This window comes from Thiohalobacter sp. IOR34 (genome assembly GCF_030406045.1).
GTDB lineage: Bacteria > Pseudomonadota > Gammaproteobacteria > Thiohalobacterales > Thiohalobacteraceae.
Map to the genome: position 1 here is coordinate 2,122,514 of NZ_CP128988.1, position 17,821 is coordinate 2,140,334.

Here is a 17,821-nt window from a genome sequence, read left to right on the forward strand (position 1 = left end):
CTCAGGTGCAGGCCGGTGCGCGCCGCGGCGCGACGCGGCAGCACAGCTCGTAGGGGATGGTGGCGGCGGCCCGCGCCACCGTCTCCACCGGCAGCCCCTGGCCCCAGAGGGTGACCGGGTCACCGACCGCCGCCCGGGGCTGATCGCGCAGATCGATACAGAGCATGTCCATCGACACCCGGCCGATCAGCTGCGCCCGGCGACCGTTGACCAGCAGCGGCGTGCCGCTCGGTGCATGCCGCGGATAACCGTCGCCGTAACCGGCGGCGGCGATTCCCACCGGCATGTCCTCGGGACAGACCCAGTCGCCGCCGTAGCCGACGGCGTCGCCGCGGCGCAGCCGCCGCACCGCGATCAGGCGGGTACTGAAGGTCATGGCCGGCTGCAGCCCGAGGTCGGCGCCGCAGCCCTCGGCGAAGGGCGAGATGCCATACAGCATCAGTCCGGGGCGCACCCAGTCGAGGCGGGTCTGGGGCCAGGCCAGCAGGGCCGCGGAATTGGCCAGGGAACGTTCCGCCTCCATGCCCTCGGTGGCGCTGAGAAAGTGCTGCAGCTGGTGCCGGGTGACCTCGCCGTCAGGCTCATCGGCGCAGGCCAGATGGGACATCAGCCGCACCCGGCAGATCTGCGGCAGGGCATTGAGCCGCTGCCAGGCCTCCTGCGCCGCCTGCGGGGGAAAGCCCAGGCGGTGCATGCCGCTGTCGATCTTCAACCAGACATGCAGCGGGGCCCGCAGACGGCTGGCTTCGAGGATCTCCAGCTGCTGTGGCTGGTGGATGACCGGGCTGAGCTGCTGCTCGCAGATGGCGTCCAGCTCGTCGGCCTCGAAGAAGCCCTCGAGCAGGGTGATCGGCTGGCGAATGCCGGCCTCGCGCAGGGTCAGCGCCTCCTCCAGGCTGGCCACCCCAAGGGCGTCGGCCGCGCTCAGGCTGCGCGCCACCTGCTGCAGACCGTGGCCGTAGCCGTTGGCCTTGACCACTGCCAGCAGCTGGCTGTGCGGGGCGTGCCGGCGGGCGATCTGCAGATTGTGGCGCAGGGCGGCGGTGTCGACCTGCACGCAGGCGGGTCGCGCCATCAGAACGCCTCGTCGCTGTATCCGTCGGAGACGAAGTTCTCGAAGCGGGTGTACTGGCCGAGGAAGGTCAACCGACGCATGCCGATGGGGCCGTTGCGCTGCTTGCCGATGATGATCTCGGCGGTACCCTTGTCCGGGCTGTCCTCGTTGTAGACCTCGTCGCGATAGATGAAGACGATCATGTCGGCGTCCTGCTCGATGGCACCGGACTCGCGCAGATCGGACATCACCGGCCGCTTGTTGGGCCGCTGCTCCAGCGAGCGGTTGAGCTGCGACAGGGCCACCACCGGCACGTGCAGCTCCTTGGCCAGTGCCTTCAGGCCACGCGAGATCTCGGAGATCTCGGCGGTGCGGTTGTCGCCGGCGCCCGGTGCCTGCATCAGCTGCAGGTAGTCGATGATGATCAGCCCCAGGTCGTGCTCGCGCTTCAGCCGCCGGGCCCGGGCGCGCAGCTCGGTGGGGGTCAGGGCGGGGGTATCGTCGATGAACAGCGGGGCCTCGGCGAGGATGCTCACCGCCGAGGTCAGCCGCGGCCAATCGTCGTCGTCCAGCTTGCCGGTGCGTACCTTGTGCTGGTCGATGCGCCCCAGGGAGGACATCAGGCGCATCGCCAGCTGTTCGCCCGGCATCTCCATGCTGAACACCGCGGTGACGGTCTTGTTCTTGATCGCCGCATGCTCGGCGATATTCATGGCGAAGGTGGTCTTGCCCATCGACGGGCGGCCGGCGACGATCACCAGGTCGGATGGCTGCAGGCCGGCGGTCATCTCGTCGAAGTCGTTGAAACCGGTGGGGATGCCGGTGATCGGATTGTCCAGCTGGAAGAGATGGTCGATACGGTCGACGGTGCGAGTCAGCAGCTCCTTGATGGGCGTGAAACCCTGCTTGCCCTGCTTGCCCTGCTCGGCGATGCGGAACACCTGCTGCTCGGCATAGTCCAGCAGCTCGCCAGGCTTGCGCCCGGCCGGCATGTAGGCGGCATTGGCGATGTCGGTGCCGACCCGCACCAGCTGGCGCAGCACCGAGTGCTCGCGCACGATGTCCGCATAGGCGGCGATGTTGGCCGCACTGGGGGTGTTGTGAGCCAGCTCGCCGAGGTAGGCCAGGCCACCGGCATCGTCCAGACGGTGCTCGTTGTCCAGTGTCTCCGACAGGGTCACCACGTCGAACGGCCGCCCTTCCTCCGCCAGGCGGCGGATGGCGCGGAAGATCAGCCGGTGGTCGCGGCGATAGAAATCCTCCTCGGCGACCCGGTCGGCGATCTGGTCCCAGGCCTCGTTGTCCAGCATCAGCCCGCCCAGCACGGCCTGTTCCGCGGGTATGGAATGCGGCGGCACCTTGAGGGCGTCGGTTTGCGCCGCCTCGGCGGCCTGCAGGACTTCTGGCATCAGCGCGTCAACCGGTTCACTGGCAATCGGGGATGGGGAGGGCTGTTATTTCACCGCAAAGCGGCGGCAGGCGCAAAGGGATTTTGGTGAGGGTGGCGGGCGGCGGCGAACGCGCGGCAACCTGCCTGCAACGTCGCGCATCCGGTCACAGCGGCACGCCGCCGGCGGCCATCCCCCGGCTGGGGAACGGCCGTCCGGCGGCGGTCTGCGTTCGGGAAAGGGCTTATTCGGCGACGATGATCAGCTTGATCACGGCGTCGACGTCGCTGTGCAGGTGGATCTGCACATCGAACTCGCCGGTGGTACGGAAGGGGCCTTCCGGCAGCCGCACCTCCTGTCGCTCCACGGCCTGGCCGGCTGCGGTCACGGCCCGGGCAATGTCGCCGGTGCCGATGGAACCGAACAGCTTGCCCTCCTCGCCGGCCTTGGCGGTGATGGTCACCTCCAGATCCTGCAGACCCTCGGCCCGCGCCTCGGCGGCAGCCAGGGCCTCGGCGGCGGCCTTCTCCAGCTCGGCGCGGCGCTCCTCGAAGCGGGCCAGGTTCTCCGGCGTGGCCGGCGTGGCCTTGCCCTTCGGAATCAGATAATTGCGGCCATAACCCGGTTTCACCTTCACCCGGTCGCCCAACTCGCCGAGATTGGCGACTTTCTCAAGCAGGATAACGTCCATGACTGGTTACCTCGTCGATTAAACTCGTTCGTTCTTGATCAAATCCAAATAATTCAAACCCGACCGCCCCCTGCGGTCAGCTCCCGGCCGCGAACCGCTCGCGGAGACGCAGCCAGGTATCGCTCATCCCCAGCAGGGCCAGCAGTCCGCCGGCATGCGGCTCGGCGAACAGCAACAGCGCATAGAGGGCGATCAGCCAGCCCCTGCCCTGTCCCGAGGCGCGCACCAGGGCATGCACCACGGCCAGTCCCTGGAGCAGGAAGCCGACCGCCGCGACCAGCGCCAGGTCGGTGGCCATGGTGCCCACCGTGCCCGGCGCCAGCAGCGCCAGCCCCAGCAGCAGCAGGCCGGCGGCACCGAGCTGCGGCCCCAGTTGCAGGCGGCGGAACTCGTCGCCGAAGCCGCCCGGATTGTAGAGCAGCGCCTGCCACCAGCGTCCCAGCAGCAGGCTGCCCAGCACACCGACGCTGAGCGCCACCGCCGTCAGCGCGGTCATCCAGCGACCGAGCAGCGGCAGGCGGTCGGCCAGATCCGGCCCGCCCTGCCGCTGCAGCGCCTCGACCAGCGGCCGGAGCTGCGCCTGCCACCACACGGCCGGGTCGCCGAGCAGGGCGTAGCTGCCGGCCACCAGCAGCAGCCCCAGACCGAGTATCGTCAGCACGGCCAGCGGCAGGGACACGCTGCGCCGCAACACCAGGGCCGCCAGCCACAACGGCAGCCAGAGCAGCAGGCCGCTGAAGGCCAGCGGCAGGGCAGCGCCGAGCAGGATCTGGCCGAGCAGCCCCAGAACCAGCAACCCTCCGCCCATGACCCCGAGGCCAGGCCGGGCGCCGCGGCGCAGGGTCACCAGGGCCAGCGCCCCACCGCCCAGATAGGCCAGCGGCGAGGTCAGGGGCTGCAGCAGCAGCGCCAGCAGACTGCTAAGCGCCAGTACCGTGACGGCGGACAGGTAGCCGCCCATCACGTAGGCCGCCAGACGTCGCATCAGCATGGGCATGCCCGTGCCCGGCCCGCCGCCCGGCAGCCGGCCGTCGACCCGGCCTCAGTGGGCGTCGCAGTACGGCAGCAGCGCCAGGAAACGGGCGCGCTTGATGGCCGTGGCCAGCTGACGCTGGTACTTGGCGCTGGTGCCGGTGATGCGGCTCGGCACGATCTTGCCCGTCTCGGTGATGTAGTTCTTGAGCGTGGCGATGTCCTTGTAGTCGATTTCCTTCACGCCCTCGGCGGTGAAACGGCAGTACTTTCTGCGGCGGAAATAACGCGACATGTTGTCTTCCTCTGTATTGAGTCGGTCAGCCCTGTTCCGGCTCGCTGCCGGGCAGGGATTCGATCTGTTCGGCGTGCAGCACCAGTCGCTGCTCGCCATTGCGGTGGTTGTCCCGGTTCAGGAACCCCCGCACCCGCACCCGGTCGCCCCGCTGCAGCGTCCTCAGCCGCTGCAGCAGGAGATCGCCGGCGGCCTTGACGGTGATCCGCAACCGGGCCTGGCGCGGCATGCCGGCTTCCTGCTGCCGGGACTGGTGTTCCAGGGTGAAACGCCCCAGCGGGATGCCGGCCGGCGAGTGGCGGAACTCGGGATCACGGACCAGGGTGCCGCTGAGCCAAACCTGATTGTGGACGCCGTCGACCGTCACGGCCGGCACCTGCGTCCCAGGATCAGGAGGCGTCCCCGGTGGCCTCGGACTTGGTCTCCTCCGCCTTGGGGGCTGCCTCGCGGCTCTCCTCGCGCTCTTCCTTCTTGGCCAGCAGCGAGGGCTCGGTGATCGCCTCGTCGCGGGCGATGACCAGATTGCGCAGCACCGCGTCGTTGAAACGGAAGGCGCTGTTCAGCTCGTCGAGGGCCTCCTGGGTGCACTCGATGTTCATCAGCACATAGTGCGCCTTGTGGACCTTCTGGATCGGATAGGCCAGCTGACGGCGGCCCCAGTCTTCGAGGCGGTGGATCTTGCCGCCGGTGGCTTCGATGGTCGAGCGATAGCGCTCGATCATGGCAGGAACCTGCTCGCTCTGGTCAGGATGGACCAGAAACACGATTTCATAGTGACGCATTGTATGCTCCCTGTGGATTCAGCAGCCGCCCGCCCGGTGCGGTACGGCAAGGAGTCCCGGGCACCTCCAGGGCCCCCGGAAACGCGGAATTCTACAGCCAAGCGGCCTGCCGGTGCAAGGCGGGGAGAACGGCCGCGTTCAGGATTCGCGCTGGCGGCAGGCCTCGAACAGCATCACCCCGGCCGCCACCGAAACGTTGAGGCTGGCCACGCTGCCGTGCATCGGGATGCGCAGCAGGGCGTCGCAGTGCTCGCGGGTCAGGCGCCGCAGCCCCCGGCCCTCGCTGCCCAGCACCAGGGCCAGCGGGCCGCGCAGATCGGTCTGGTAGAGGCTCTGCTCGGCCTCGCCGGCGGCACCGTAGATCCACAGCCCGGCATCGCGCAGGACCCGCAGCGCGCGCGCCAGGTTGGTCACCTGGAACACCGGCAGTGTCTCGGCCGCACCGCAGGCCACCTTGCGCACCACCGGGGTCAGGCCGACTGCCTTATCCCGCGGCAGGATCACCGCCTGCACCCCGGCAGCATCGGCGCTGCGCAGGCAGGCCCCCAGATTGTGCGGATCGGTCACCCCGTCCAGCACCAGCAGGAAGAGCGGCGCTTCCAGCCCCGCAAGGAAGGCCGGCAGTTCGCGCTCACCGCGCAGCGGCTGTGGCCGCACCTCGGCAGCCACCCCCTGGTGGCGGGCGCCACCCAGGCTCTCGTCCAACAGCCGGCGCTCGACCCGCTCCAGCGGCACGCCGGCCGCCCCGGCCCGTTCCTGCAATGCCCGCAGCCGCGCATCCTCCCGCCCCTGCTGCAGGCGCAGGCGGCGGATGCGCCCGGGATCACGGCGCAGCAGCGCCTCGACGGCGTGCAGGCCATAGATCCACTCGTCAGCCGCCACGGGCTAGGAGCCTTGCCGTGCCACGCCCTGGCACGGCAAGGCGATCTTTGCGGTCGTTCGAGGAGGATGGTGGGCACCATGCGACGAAAACGACCGCAAATAGGGGCTGCCGTGGTGCGTTCGCAGTAGGTCCAGCATTACTCGGTCAGGCTCCTAGCGTCCGGCCGGGGCCGGCGCCCGGTAGGCCTCCTCCTCCCGTCCCTCCACCACCGGCTTGACGATCAGCTCGACACGACGGTTCAGCTGGCGACCAGCCGCGGTGGCGTTGCTGGCCCGCGGCTCACGTTCGCCGCGTCCCTCGGCATGCAGCCGCTGGCGCGGCACGCCACGGCTGACCAGATAGTCGACCACGCTCTGCGCGCGCCGCTCGGAAAGACGCTGGTTGTAGGCCTCGGAACCGATGCTGTCGGTGTGGCCGATGACGTGCACCAGGGTCTGGTCATAGCGCTTGAGGATCTCGGCGACCTTGTCCAGGGTGGGCAGAAAGGCCGACTTGAGGCGGGCGCTGTCGAAGTCGAAGGACACCTCGCTGGCGATGTCGATCTTCAGGCTCTGGTCCTTGAGACGCTGCACCTCGATCTGGTGCTGACGCCGCTCCGCCTCCAGCTGTGCCTCGAACTCGCGCTGCTGCTGGTCCATGTAGTTGCCGACCATGCCGCCGGCCAGGGCCCCCACGGCAGCACCGACGAAGCGGCCGCTGTCACGATCGAGCTGGTGGCCGACCACGGCGCCGACCACCGCGCCCACGGCGGCCCCGGTCTTGGCCCGCCGGTTGGGGTCATCGGCGGCACAGCCGGCGAGCAGCGCGGCCAGCAGCACCGACAATACCGGACGTATGCGTTTGCGCTTCATGATGAAAGCTGATGACTTCATGACTTCTTGCGCCGCGAGCGACGGCGACGCGAGGAACGGGACTTGCGGCTCTTGCCCTCGCCTTCGCCCTTGGCCGGCTCGGCAGCGGCTGCCGGGGCCTCGGCCACCGGCTCGGCCGCCGGCTGGGTCTCGGCTGCCGCACGGCGCCCCTTTTTGCGCCGTCCCCGCTTGCGTCCGCCGCGGCGCGGCTCGGCAGCAGGCATCGCCGCCCCCTCCCCGGCCAGCTCGAAATCGATCTTGCGCTCGTCGAGATCGACCCGCACCACCTTGACCCGGATCGGATCGCCGAGGCGGTAGACGACGTGGGTGCGTTCGCCCATCAGCCGGTGGCCGGCTGGATTGAAATGGTAGTAGTCGTTCTTCAGCGAGGTGACGTGCACCAGCCCCTCGACATAGATGTCCGCCAGTTCGACGAACAGGCCGAAGGAGGTCACGCTGCTGATCACGCCATCGAACTCCTCGCCGACCTTGTCCAGCATGTACTCGCACTTCAGCCAGTCGATGGCGTCGCGGGTCGCCTCGTCGGCACGGCGCTCGGTCATCGAGCAGTGCTCGCCGAGACTCTGCATCTCGCTGCAGCCGTAGGGAAAGGCCAGCTTGCGCTTGCGCTGCTGGTTGCGCAGCAGATGGCGGATCCCGCGGTGCACCAGCAGGTCCGGATAGCGCCGGATCGGCGAAGTGAAGTGCAGATACTGGGGCAGCGCCAGGCCGAAGTGACCCTCGTTCTCGGGCGTGTAGCGCGCCTGCGACAGGGTGCGCAGCATGACGGTCTGGATCAGATGGGCATCGGGCCGCCCCTCGACCTGTTTCAGGAGTTGGGCGAAATGCCGGGCCTCCGGCTTGTCGCCGCCGGGCAGGCTGAGCCCCAGCTCGCCCAGGAATTCGCGCAGATCGGCGAGCTTCTCCGCCTGGGGCCCCTCGTGGACCCGGTACAGGGTGGGGAGGCGATGGCGCTCCAGAAACCGCGCCGTGGCCACGTTGGCGGCGATCATGCACTCCTCGATGAGTTTGTGGGCATCGTTGCGCTCCACCGGCACGATGCGCTCGATCTTGCGCGCCTTGCCGAACTCGATACGTGTCTCGGTACGATCGAAGTCGATGGCACCGCGCGCCTCGCGGCCCTTGCGCAGCACCTTGTACAGGCGGTGCAGTTCCTCCAGGTGCGGCACCAGCGCCTGATAGCGGCTGCGCACCTCGGGGTTCCTGTCCACCACCATGGCCGCCACCTCGTCGTAGGTGAGCCGGGCATGGGAGCGCATCACCCCCTCCATGAACCTGGAACGCAGGATCCGCCCTTCCTGGGTGATGTACATCTCGCACACCATGCACAGCCGGTCTACATGAGGGTTGAGGGAACAGAGGCCATTGGAGAGGACCTCCGGCAGCATGGGAATCACCCGCTCGGGGAAATACACCGAGTTGCCACGCGCCTCGGCCTCGACGTCCAGTGCCGTGCCGGGTCGCACATAGTGTGAGACATCGGCGATGGCCACCAGCAGCCGCCAGCCCTTGGGCTTGCGTTCACAGTACACGGCATCATCGAAATCGCGTGAGTCGGCGCCGTCGATGGTCACCAGCGGCAGCTCGCGCAGATCGACACGGCCCCGCTTGGCGGCCGGCGGCACCTTGTCGCCGAGCCCGGCGATCTCCTCCTCGACGGCCAGCGGCCAGGCCAGCGGCAGCTCGTGGGCACGGATGGCGACGTCGATCTCCATGCCCGGGGCCATGTGGTCACCCAGCACTTCGATCACCCGGCCGATCGGCGGCGAGCGGCGGGTCGGTTGTTCGAGGATGTCGACGCTGACGATCTGGCCGTGCTGGGCACCGCCCTCCTCGCCCGGCGGTATGCTGATCTCCAGCGGCATGCGCTTGCTGTCCGGGACCACGAAGCTGACCCCGTTCTCGGTATAGAAGCGGCCAACCACCCGGTGGGTGTTGCGCTCCAGCACCTCGACCACCGCGCCCTGGCTGCGGCCGCGGCGGTCCTTGCCGATGATCCGCGCCACCACCCGGTCGCCATGGAACAGGCCTCGCATCTCGCGCGCGGACAGGAACAGGTCGTCACCGCCCTCGTCCGGGACCAGGAAACCGAAGCCGTCCGGGTGAGCGATGACCCGGCCGCGCACCAGATCCAGCTTGTCGACCAGGCCGTAGCCATCACGCCGGTTGCGCACCAGTTGACCGTCCCGGACCATGGCGCTCAGCCGCCGGCGCAGGGCCTCCAGGTCCTCCTCGCGGTCCAGCCCGAGCAGCTCGGCGATCTGTTCCTGCTGCAGCGGCACACCCTGCTTCTCCAACAGCTCCATGATGAATTCACGGCTGGGGATGGGGCGGCCGTACTTCTGCGCCTCGCGCTCGGCATTCGGATCGGCCTGCTGCCAATCCGCTGATTTCTTTTTGCGTTTTCTCGCCATGGTCGACTTCAGACTCTGTCCTTGGGAGTGCACATCATCCCGCCCCGCCGCCGCATTGACAAGTAAATCCTGGGCGGGTAAAGTGCGCGGCTCTCGGGTGTTGCTGTCCGGTGGACCCGTGAATGCCGAGGTGGCGGAATTGGTAGACGCGCTAGCTTCAGGTGCTAGTGGGGGTAACCCCGTGGAGGTTCAAGTCCTCTCCTCGGCACCATCTTTAAAGTAAAGATAAAACAATCCCTGTAACCCCGCATTCCACGGACTGTTCCTGAACCGGCTGTTTATGCTGGCTTTTCCTGCCACCCTCCATCAGCGCTCCCCACCGCTCAGCGGTCACTTGCCCACCACAGCCAGAGATAGCCACCGATCCCGGCCAGCAGCGAGGCCAGCAAGACACCGGTCTTGGCCATCAGCAGGTATTCCGGCTGGCCGGCAAAACCCAGTTCGGCGATGAAAATCGCCATGGTGAATCCGATCCCGGCCAGCAGGGCGACACCGGCGATCTGCACGAAGCGGGTCTGCGCCGGCAGCTGACCAATACCCAGCCGCAGCGCCAGCCAGCTCGCCCCGGCGATGCCCAGGAACTTGCCCAGCAACAGGCCCAGCACCACACCCAGGGTGACCGGGTGGGTCAGGGTTGTGCCCAGCTCCGACAGACGCATCGGAATGCCGGCATTGATGAAGGCGAACACCGGGATCACCAGAAAAGCCACCGGCAGGTGCATGCCGTGCTCCAGCCGCTGCAGCGGGGCCTCCACCTTGTGTACGCCGTTCTCCAGGGTCTGCACCACCGCACGCAGGGCGTCATTGGTCATGATGCTCTTGCCGGGCTGATGGCTGGCATCGAAACGGGCCATCAGCTCGCGGACATGGGCGCTGAAGCGGACCGGGTCGTACTTGGGTCGGGCCGGGATGGTAAAGGCGGTCAGCACCCCCGCCAGGGTGGCATGGACCCCCGACTTGAGCAGGGCGAACCAGAGCAGCACACCGAGGAGGAAATAGGGCAGGGGGTGGCGAATCCCAACCAGATTGAAGGCCACCAGCACGGCGAGGATCAGCGCGCCCGCCAGCAGTGCCCCCCACACCAGCTGATCGGTATAGAACAGGGCGATCACCGCCACGGCACCCAGATCGTCGACGATCGCCAGCGCCACCAGGAAGGTGATCAACGCCTTGGGCACCCGATGCGCCAGCAACACCAGCGCGCCGATGGCAAAGGCGATATCGGTGGCCATGGGGATGCCCCAGCCGCGCCCGGCATCGCCCTCCGGGTTGATGGCGAAATAGATCAGCGCCGGCAGCACCATGCCGCCGATCGCGGCGACGATGGGCAACGCCGCCTGGCGCGGCACGGCCAGCTCGCCGACCAGTATCTCACGCTTGAGTTCCAGCCCTACCATGAAGAAGAACAGTGCCATCAGGCCGTCGTTGACCCAGTGCTGGAGACTCTTTTCCAGGCGCCAGTCACCGATGCTGACGGCGATGGGGGTATGCACCAGATGCTGATAGAAACCGGCCAGGGCGCTGTTGGCCAACACCAGGGCCAGCACCGCCGTCGCCATCAGCAACAGGCCACTGGTGCTCTGGCGATGAATGAACTCCTCGAAGGGGGTGAGTATCCTGTCGAAGGACCTCTCCCAGGGGGCATTGAAGACCCCCCTTTCCGCATCCCGCTGCGCTGTCTTGCCTTGCCCGCTCATGCGCTCCTCCTGCTTCTCTGTTTCCTGCGCCGGCCAGTGCCGCTCGGCACCAGCCAGTCGCGTGCCGTCTCGGTGATCGCCGCCACTGCAGGATGCGATATCCTGCGTTCCACGGAAATGGCATAAAAGTGGTCACGCACCTCCTCCGTGCCACCGATCGCCACCACCCCGTACTGCGCCTCCACTTCGGCGGCAATGGGCGTGGGGGCGATGAAGACCCCGGCCCCGCCCCTGCCGAAGGCCTTCATCAGGGCTGAATCGTCGAACTCACCGACGATACGCGGCTGGATGCGCAGCCTGTCGAACCACTGCAGCAAGCGGTCGCGCACCAGAGTCATCTCGCCCGGCACCAGCAGCGGCGCGCCATCGAGGTTGGCCGGAAAATCCTTGCCCAGCGTGCCTGCCAGCGCCGGCGTCGCCAAGAAGCTGATGCCGCAATCGCCGAGCGAATGACTGAAGCCGCGCACCTTGACACCGGCCGGAATCGGTCCGTCGGCGATCACCAGATCGATGCGATGCACGGCCAGGTCGGCCAGCAGCACATCGAGGGCGTTCTCCCGGCAGACGATGCGCACAGGTTCTGCAAGCTGCAGCGCCGGCGCCAACAGTCGATAGGCGATGGACTTGGGGACCACGTCGGCGACGCCGACCTTGAACACCAGCGGCCTGCCGTCGGGTAGGGTACGCACCATCTCCTCCAGCTCGTTGCCGAGCGAGAATATCTCGTCCGCATAGCTCAGCACCAGACGTCCGACCTCGGTCAATTCCAGATTGCGTCCCACCTTGACGAACAGGACCTCCCCCAGCTGTTCCTCCAGCTGGCCGAGCTGCCCGCTGATGGTCTGCGGGGTGAGATTGAGCCGCTCGCTGGCACGCATGATGCCGCCGGCCTTGGCCACCACCCAGAAATAGTGCAGATGCTTGTAGTTGATCATGCCCAGTCAACACTTCGTTTAATACGAACAGTATAGCGACAATTATCGACTTTTTCTGAGTAACGAATCGGCCTAGTCTTGTCCTGCCCCACCCCGGGCCAGTTCTTGGAGAACGACCATGCAGATCGACATCCAGACCCGTCACTTTTCCCTGACCGATGCCCTGCGTGGGCACGTCCAGCGACGACTGGCCTTTGCCCTCAGCGCCAGGACCGATCACATCCAACGCGTCGTGGTCCGGCTGTTCGACGTCAACGGACCGCGCGGCGGCACGGACAAGTGCTGCCATGTCCAGGTGGTGCTCAGCCATCTGCCCGACGTGATCATCAAGGACACCGAAGCGGACCTGTACACGGCCATCGACCGGGCCACGGACCGCGCCGGGCGGGCGGTGGGACGGCGCCTCGGCCGGCAGCGCATCAGGGGCCGCAGCGGCGGCATGCCGGCCGCTAGCCCGGATATTGCACCAAGGCGGCCCGCATGATCGGAGTGCAGGCTGGTATACAAGGCCAGGAGGCTCGCAAATAGGCCCTCGTGGCGGGGTACGGTTTGTGCCTATTCGATTTCAGGACGCATCTGGCTGCGCATCCTGGCCGATCGCCCTTGAACCATAGCTACGGCCATGCTTCCGCGGGCGATCGACCAAGCTGCTTTGCCAGCTCCGCCCTGAGAATCGAATCCTTGGCGCAATATCCGGGCTAGCCCTGAATAACGGCAAACGAGCGAAACATCCATTGAATCGAGGAGACAGACCGATGAACAAGCCTTTTGCAGATACCCTGGAATACGGGCGGGCGCCAGCGCTGGCCAGCAACAGGGTGATACGCAACACCTATCTGCTGCTTTCCATGACCCTGCTGTTCAGCGCCCTGACGGCCGGCGTCTCCATGGCGTTGAACCTGCCCCACCCCGGCCTGCTGCTGACCCTGGGTGGCTACTTCGGCCTGCTGTTCGCCACCGCCCGGTTCCGCGACAGCGGCCTCGGTTTGGTCTTCGTCTTCGCCCTGACCGGTTTCATGGGCTACACCCTGGGCCCGGTCCTCAACGCCTACCTGGGGCTGCCGAACGGCGGCCAGTTGGTGATGACCGCCATGGCCGCCACCGGCCTCCTGTTTCTCGGTCTCTCGGCCTACGCCCTCGGCTCACGCAAGGACTTCAGCTTCATGGGCAGCTTTCTCGTGGCAGGCATCCTGGTCGGCTTCCTGGCTGGCCTCGGCGCGGTGTTCCTGGAGATGCCCGGTCTGTCGCTGGCCGTCTCCGCCATGTTCGTACTGCTCATGGCCGGGCTGATCCTCTACGAGACCAGCAAGCTCATCCACGGCGGGGAGACCAACTACATCATGGCCACGGTGACCCTCTACGTCTCCATCTTCAACCTGTTCACCAGCCTGCTGCACCTGCTGGGCTTCATGAACGGGGAAGAATAGCTAGCAGCCTGTCGGACTTAGGCGATCGTAGCGAGCAGGGTAGGAGAACGAGAACGAATCTTCACGATTTCGAGGCGCATAGTGGGCACTACGCAACGAGAAATCGGGGAGATTCGGGCCGCTCTCCCACCCGCGCAGTAGATCAGTCCTGAGTCCGACAGGCTGCTAGCCCGGATATTGCACCAAGGCGGTTTGCATGATCGGCATTGAGGCTGTTATACAAGGCCGAGATGACCATGAGAGAGCCGCTTGGTCAGGTTACACTTTGTACCTATTCGATGTCAGGCCGAATCCGGCAAAGCAGCTTGGACGATCGACTCCGGGCATTGCACGCCGTGGATCCCCCGATCGCGGCCTGGAGGCCGCTCCTACGGGGCATGGCGGCACAATGTGTTGTCGTAGGAGCGGTCTCCAGGCCGCGATCGAGGCGCAAGGGGTACCGCGCCATCCTGCCACCCCGGCCTATTAACCCGATGAACGCCTGCTGCGATCAGAGGAGGTAGGGATCATGGCACTCGTCGACCTGCGCGACATGCTCCATCACGCCCGACACCACGGCTATGCGGTGGGCGCCTTCGATCTCCTCGGCCTGGAGTTCCTGGAGGGCACCATTGGCGCTGCCGAGCGTTGCCGCTCGCCGGTGGTCCTCAGCCTGGCCGAGCCGCAATTCGACCAGCTCGACCCCGAGCTGCTGATGCCGGCAGTCGAGGCCGCGGCCCGCCGGGCAGCCGTGCCAGTGGCCATTCAGCTGAACCACGGCAGCAGTCTCGGCAGCGCCATACGCGCCATCAATCTGGGCTGCAATGGCGTGATGCTGGATGCCTCGCAGGCCAGCCTGACCGACAACCTGCGCCGTACTTACGAGGTGGTGGAGATGGCCCATGCCTGTGGCGTGCCCGTGGAGGGGGCGCTGGGCCGGCTGCCGAATGCCCGCGGCCGGTCCGCGCAGTTACTGCCCACCGAGGTGGACGAGGCGAGAAGCTACGTGGAACAGACCGGCGTCGACTTCCTGGCCGTTTCCATCGGCACTGTCCACGGCGCGCTGAAGGGCAAACCCGAGCTGGACCTGGCACGCCTGCGCCGGCTCGGGGAGACCCTCGACATCCCGCTGGTGGTACATGGCGGCTCGAACCTGGACGAGGCGCAGATCCGTCAACTGGCCGCTGGCGGGGTGGCGAAGATCGACTACTGCACGGCGCTGCTCGATGCTGCCGACTCCTGCCTGGCGCAGCAAGGCAGCGGCGACTACCGGCTTGTGCAGCAGGCAGCCAGGGAGGTCATCGCCCAGGCCGTCGAGCAGCGTCTGCAGGCGGCGGGCAGTGGCGGCCGGGCCGCAGAGCTGCTGGAGCGGTGCACGCCCTGGAACCCGGTGGAACACCTGATCATCTACAACGTCAGCGGCATCGGCGAGCAGGAGGTGGCGGCCATGATGGCCGAGGGACGCCGGGTGCTCAGCACCATCCCCGGCGTGCGCCAGGTGATCACCGGCGAGGCGGTCCGCAGTGACGCGAAATACCGCTACACCTGGCTGGTGCGCTTCTGTCACTCCAGGGTCATCGACAGCTACCGCGAGCACCCGGCCCACGTGACCTTCGCCGATACGCGCTTCCGGCCTGTTGCCGGCGAACGGATCAGTATCGACTACCAGGTGATCGACCGTCCAGGCAAACCCGCCTGATCACTCCGCCTCTGTGCCTGCCGGCGCCGGGCGCGTCACCAAGCGCATCGCCGGCGGGTCGAGGATACAGGCACTGCGACACTGGGCGCAGCCGATGCAACGGCCGGCATCGATCTGCGGCCGCGGACCCATCCAGCCCAGCGCTCCCGGCACCGGGCAGCTCCCCGAACAGGCGCCGCACTCGGGGCCGCTGTAGGGCAGGCAGCTTGCAGGGTCGATCTCCAGGCGTGCCAGCCTCGGCAGCGGCCGGGCCGCCTCCTCCTCCACCTCGGGCAGGCGCAGGGCTCCGGGCTCGCAGGCCGCGACACAGGGCCAGTCCTCGCACAGCGCACAGGCCTTGTGCAGCAGGTCCAGGGCCGGCGTCGCCACCACCTGGGCACCGAGCCGCGATGGCAAGGGGAAGATCAGCTGCTCCGGACAGGCCTCCACGCAGGCGTTGCAGCGGGTGCAGGCGAGAAGAAATTCCAGTTCATCCAGCGCATGGGGTGGCCGGATCCAGCGCGAGGCGCGCTGGCTCACCCGGGCGTCAACCTGCTTGACCACCTGCCTGCCGGTCTTGCGTAGCGCCTGCTGGAAAAAGGCCCGCCGGTCCACGCCTACATCCTCATGACCATCGGCTGCATCAGCAACCAGAGGTGCGCCGAGTTGACGAGCAGCGCAAACAACAGCATCGGCGCCAGGCGCCAGCCGCTGCGGTGCCCGCCCTCCTCCAGCAGGGCGCGCCCCCGGTAACGCACGATCTGCACCGCCACCACGAAACCGAAGACCATCAACCCGGCCTGCAAGACAAACAACGCCTCCTGGGAAATCAGCATGTGCATGTGGCGCATATGCTTCTCCATCATGGTCAGCGGTGCGGTATCGATGCCCAGCGGGTTGGCGAACACGGCACCGAGTCCAGCTCCCTCGCGCATCAGGTGATTGAGGTTGTGCGCCATGTGATAGGCAAAGGCCAGCGGCAGGGCGACGAAGGCAAAACTGGCGAAGGCCCGCCGGTATTCCAGCTGCGAGCCGGACAGCCGGCGGGCCGCAGCCACCAGCGCGGCATAGAGTCCGCCGACCAGCAACAGGCAGACCGTCAGGCCGATGGAGAAACTCCACAACAGTTGGCCGGAGTCGCCGATCCGCGTTGCCAGCTGCTGCATCCATCCCTCCCAGAAGGGCATCATGGTGATGCCGTGGAAGGCGGTCAGGGCCAGCAGACCGAGCATGAACCAGGCCTCGTCCCAGCGCGGCCGTGCACCGTGGACGGCCTCCACACTGGGCGTGCGCAGCCGCCAGGCGACATTGGTCTGGGGACAGCTCTGGCTGCAGTTGCCACAGGAGGTGCAGTAACTGTTCTGCTTGAGGCGCCCCATCACCAGCCAGGTCGGGCAGGGGTCGATGGTCTCGTTACCGTGATAGCACTCCAGGGTCTTGCAGTCGACACAGATGTCGGCATCGATCGGCCGCAGCTCGACGGCCGAGAGCTGGGAATAGAAACCCACGGTGCGGCCGACCGGACAGAAATAGCGGCAGAAGGCCTTGCGCTGGTAGATGGCGAGCGAGATCGTGGCCAGCACCACCATCAGCAGCGCCACCAGGGCGGTGGCATAGGGGCTGGTGGTGATGCCCACGCCGAGTTCCAGCCAGGTGAGGCCGATGAACAGCAGCAGCGCCGGCCAGACGTTCTGCAGACGCCGCGGCACCCGCAGGTTGAGACTGGTGTCCGCCGCGGCGCGGCGCCACAGGCGGCGGCGCACCAGCCATTGCGCCAGGGCATCCCAGGGACAGACCGCGCACCAGGCCGAACCGAGGAAGAAGATGGAAAAGACCAGTCCGGCCCACCACAGGTTCCAGGTCAGCATGGTGGCGATGTTGCGTTCCGGGATCGGCGTACCGAACAGTCCGGCGATGATGACCAGCAGGAAAAAGCCGACCATCAGCAGCTTGAGCAGCAGCAGGGGCCAGGGACTGGTCACCATGCGACGCACCAGGGGGCCGAGCAGCGGCACCCTCGCCAGACTCAGGGACCGCGACACCGAGCGCTGCGGTGCCGGCACCCGCAGCGCCCAGAGACTGATCAGCAGCATCAGGCCGAGGATCAGCCCACCCCAGAGTTGCGGCAGCCCGGGGTGGGTCATGATCACGGCCGGCCCTCCTCATGCGCCTGACGGATCTTGTTACGCAGCGCGCGCTTGCGCTGCACGAGATTGACCCCGACCAGCACGGCCACGATCACGCCGACCGCGATACCCAGGGGACCGACCGGCGCCGGATCGCCGATCCGCAGGGGGAAGTCGATCTGGTAGGGCTCGCCATCGGCCTCGAACCGGGCGGTGATGATGTAGTCGCCGGCCTCGCTGAAGACGAAGCCCTGACGGAACACATTGTCGTCCGGCGGCTGGACCCCCAGCAATTCCTCCTCCCCGGAGAACCAGCCGTCGTCGCGCACCTTGAAGGTCACCTCGCCCTGGAAGGGCTCGCCGCCGTCGATGCGCGAAGCGTAGAGATTGATGCGCCCGGGCTCACCCGGCCGGGGAAAGGCCGGGAACACCATGTAGGTCACGAAATAGCTGCCGATCTGGGTCTCGACCTGCATGCTCGGCGGCGTGTTGGAGTCCTCGTTCAGGCTGTAGGCCGGGCGGCCCAGCACATGATGGGCAAAAACGCCGGCCGTCGGCAGCCAGGCCAGCACCACCAGAAGCATGCACTGCCGTGCAAAAAACCGCAGACTACCGGTCATGACTTGCT

At 67.1% G+C, this 17,821-nt stretch carries 18 protein-coding genes and 1 tRNA gene; 4 read left to right on the forward strand and 15 right to left on the reverse strand.

Going from position 1 to position 17,821, the window contains the following annotated elements:
• Position 1 precedes the first annotated feature (1 nt).
• The 10 genes from alr to rnr form a co-directional block, all read right to left on the reverse strand.
• Entirely contained in the window at positions 2–1,075 is a 1,074-nt protein-coding gene (gene alr, locus QVG61_RS09765; protein ID WP_289930447.1) for an alanine racemase, read from the reverse strand.
• Positions 1,075–2,463 (reverse strand): replicative DNA helicase, encoded by a 1,389-nt coding sequence (gene dnaB / locus QVG61_RS09770; protein WP_289930448.1) that lies wholly within the window; start codon positions 2,461–2,463, stop codon positions 1,075–1,077. The genes alr and dnaB overlap by 1 nt, the downstream gene beginning before the upstream one ends.
• Positions 2,464–2,686: 223 nt before the next feature.
• A complete protein-coding gene (gene rplI / locus QVG61_RS09775) occupies positions 2,687–3,133 on the reverse strand; it encodes a 50S ribosomal protein L9 (protein ID WP_289930449.1) in 447 nt (148 codons plus the stop codon).
• 76 nt (positions 3,134–3,209) lie between these two features.
• Positions 3,210–4,124, reverse strand: a complete 915-nt coding sequence (locus tag QVG61_RS09780) for a hypothetical protein (RefSeq protein ID WP_289930450.1) — start codon at positions 4,122–4,124, stop codon at positions 3,210–3,212.
• Between the two features lie 51 nt (positions 4,125–4,175).
• Positions 4,176–4,400, reverse strand: a complete 225-nt coding sequence (gene rpsR / locus QVG61_RS09785; protein ID WP_289930451.1) for a 30S ribosomal protein S18 — start codon at positions 4,398–4,400, stop codon at positions 4,176–4,178.
• Positions 4,401–4,425: 25 nt separating this feature from the next.
• Positions 4,426–4,767: a primosomal replication protein N gene (gene priB, locus QVG61_RS09790; RefSeq protein WP_289930452.1), complete on the reverse strand. Its 342-nt coding sequence runs from the start codon at positions 4,765–4,767 to the stop codon at positions 4,426–4,428.
• Between the two features lie 22 nt (positions 4,768–4,789).
• Positions 4,790–5,182: a 30S ribosomal protein S6 gene (gene rpsF, locus QVG61_RS09795; protein WP_289930453.1), complete on the reverse strand. Its 393-nt coding sequence runs from the start codon at positions 5,180–5,182 to the stop codon at positions 4,790–4,792.
• Between the two features lie 138 nt (positions 5,183–5,320).
• Positions 5,321–6,064 (reverse strand): 23S rRNA (guanosine(2251)-2'-O)-methyltransferase RlmB, encoded by a 744-nt coding sequence (gene rlmB / locus QVG61_RS09800; RefSeq protein WP_289930454.1) that lies wholly within the window; start codon positions 6,062–6,064, stop codon positions 5,321–5,323.
• A 153-nt stretch (positions 6,065–6,217) separates the two neighbouring features.
• Positions 6,218–6,937, reverse strand: coding sequence for an OmpA family protein (locus QVG61_RS09805; protein WP_289930455.1), 720 nt, complete (start codon positions 6,935–6,937; stop codon positions 6,218–6,220).
• Complete coding sequence (gene rnr / locus QVG61_RS09810) at positions 6,934–9,351, reverse strand: ribonuclease R (protein ID WP_289930456.1); 2,418 nt, start codon at positions 9,349–9,351, stop codon at positions 6,934–6,936. Before rnr ends, QVG61_RS09805 begins: the two co-directional genes overlap by 4 nt.
• 124 nt (positions 9,352–9,475) lie before the next feature.
• Between rnr and QVG61_RS09815 the strand changes: the two genes are divergently transcribed.
• Positions 9,476–9,562 (forward strand) — tRNA-Leu (locus QVG61_RS09815).
• Positions 9,563–9,674: 112 nt separating this feature from the next.
• Here QVG61_RS09815 and nhaA read toward each other — a convergent pair.
• Entirely contained in the window at positions 9,675–11,048 is a 1,374-nt protein-coding gene (gene nhaA, locus QVG61_RS09820) for a Na+/H+ antiporter NhaA (protein ID WP_289930457.1), read from the reverse strand.
• Positions 11,045–11,983, reverse strand: a complete 939-nt coding sequence (nhaR, locus tag QVG61_RS09825; protein WP_289930458.1) for a transcriptional activator NhaR — start codon at positions 11,981–11,983, stop codon at positions 11,045–11,047. Before nhaR ends, nhaA begins: the two co-directional genes overlap by 4 nt.
• A gap of 118 nt (positions 11,984–12,101) precedes the next feature.
• Here nhaR and QVG61_RS09830 point away from each other — a divergent pair, with 118 nt between their 5' ends.
• From QVG61_RS09830 to QVG61_RS09840, 3 genes are all read left to right on the forward strand, one after another.
• Complete coding sequence (locus tag QVG61_RS09830) at positions 12,102–12,467, forward strand: HPF/RaiA family ribosome-associated protein (protein WP_289930459.1); 366 nt, start codon at positions 12,102–12,104, stop codon at positions 12,465–12,467.
• A 271-nt stretch (positions 12,468–12,738) separates the two neighbouring features.
• Positions 12,739–13,410 carry a Bax inhibitor-1/YccA family protein gene (locus QVG61_RS09835; RefSeq protein WP_289930460.1) on the forward strand — a complete coding sequence of 224 codons (672 nt, stop codon included), beginning with the start codon at positions 12,739–12,741 and terminating at the stop codon, positions 13,408–13,410.
• Between the two features lie 508 nt (positions 13,411–13,918).
• Positions 13,919–15,088, forward strand: coding sequence for a class II fructose-bisphosphate aldolase (locus QVG61_RS09840; protein WP_289930461.1), 1,170 nt, complete (start codon positions 13,919–13,921; stop codon positions 15,086–15,088).
• Here the strand turns inward: QVG61_RS09840 and QVG61_RS09845 are convergent, their stop codons facing one another.
• From QVG61_RS09845 to QVG61_RS09855, 3 genes are read right to left on the reverse strand one after another with little or no spacing between them, the layout of a single operon-like run.
• Positions 15,089–15,682, reverse strand: coding sequence for a 4Fe-4S dicluster domain-containing protein (locus QVG61_RS09845; protein ID WP_289930462.1), 594 nt, complete (start codon positions 15,680–15,682; stop codon positions 15,089–15,091).
• Between the two features lie 2 nt (positions 15,683–15,684).
• Positions 15,685–17,211 carry a 4Fe-4S binding protein gene (locus QVG61_RS09850; RefSeq protein WP_289932764.1) on the reverse strand — a complete coding sequence of 509 codons (1,527 nt, stop codon included), beginning with the start codon at positions 17,209–17,211 and terminating at the stop codon, positions 15,685–15,687.
• Positions 17,212–17,213: 2 nt separating this feature from the next.
• Positions 17,214–17,813, reverse strand: coding sequence for a hypothetical protein (locus tag QVG61_RS09855; protein ID WP_289930463.1), 600 nt, complete (start codon positions 17,811–17,813; stop codon positions 17,214–17,216).
• Positions 17,814–17,821: the final 8 nt, after the last annotated feature.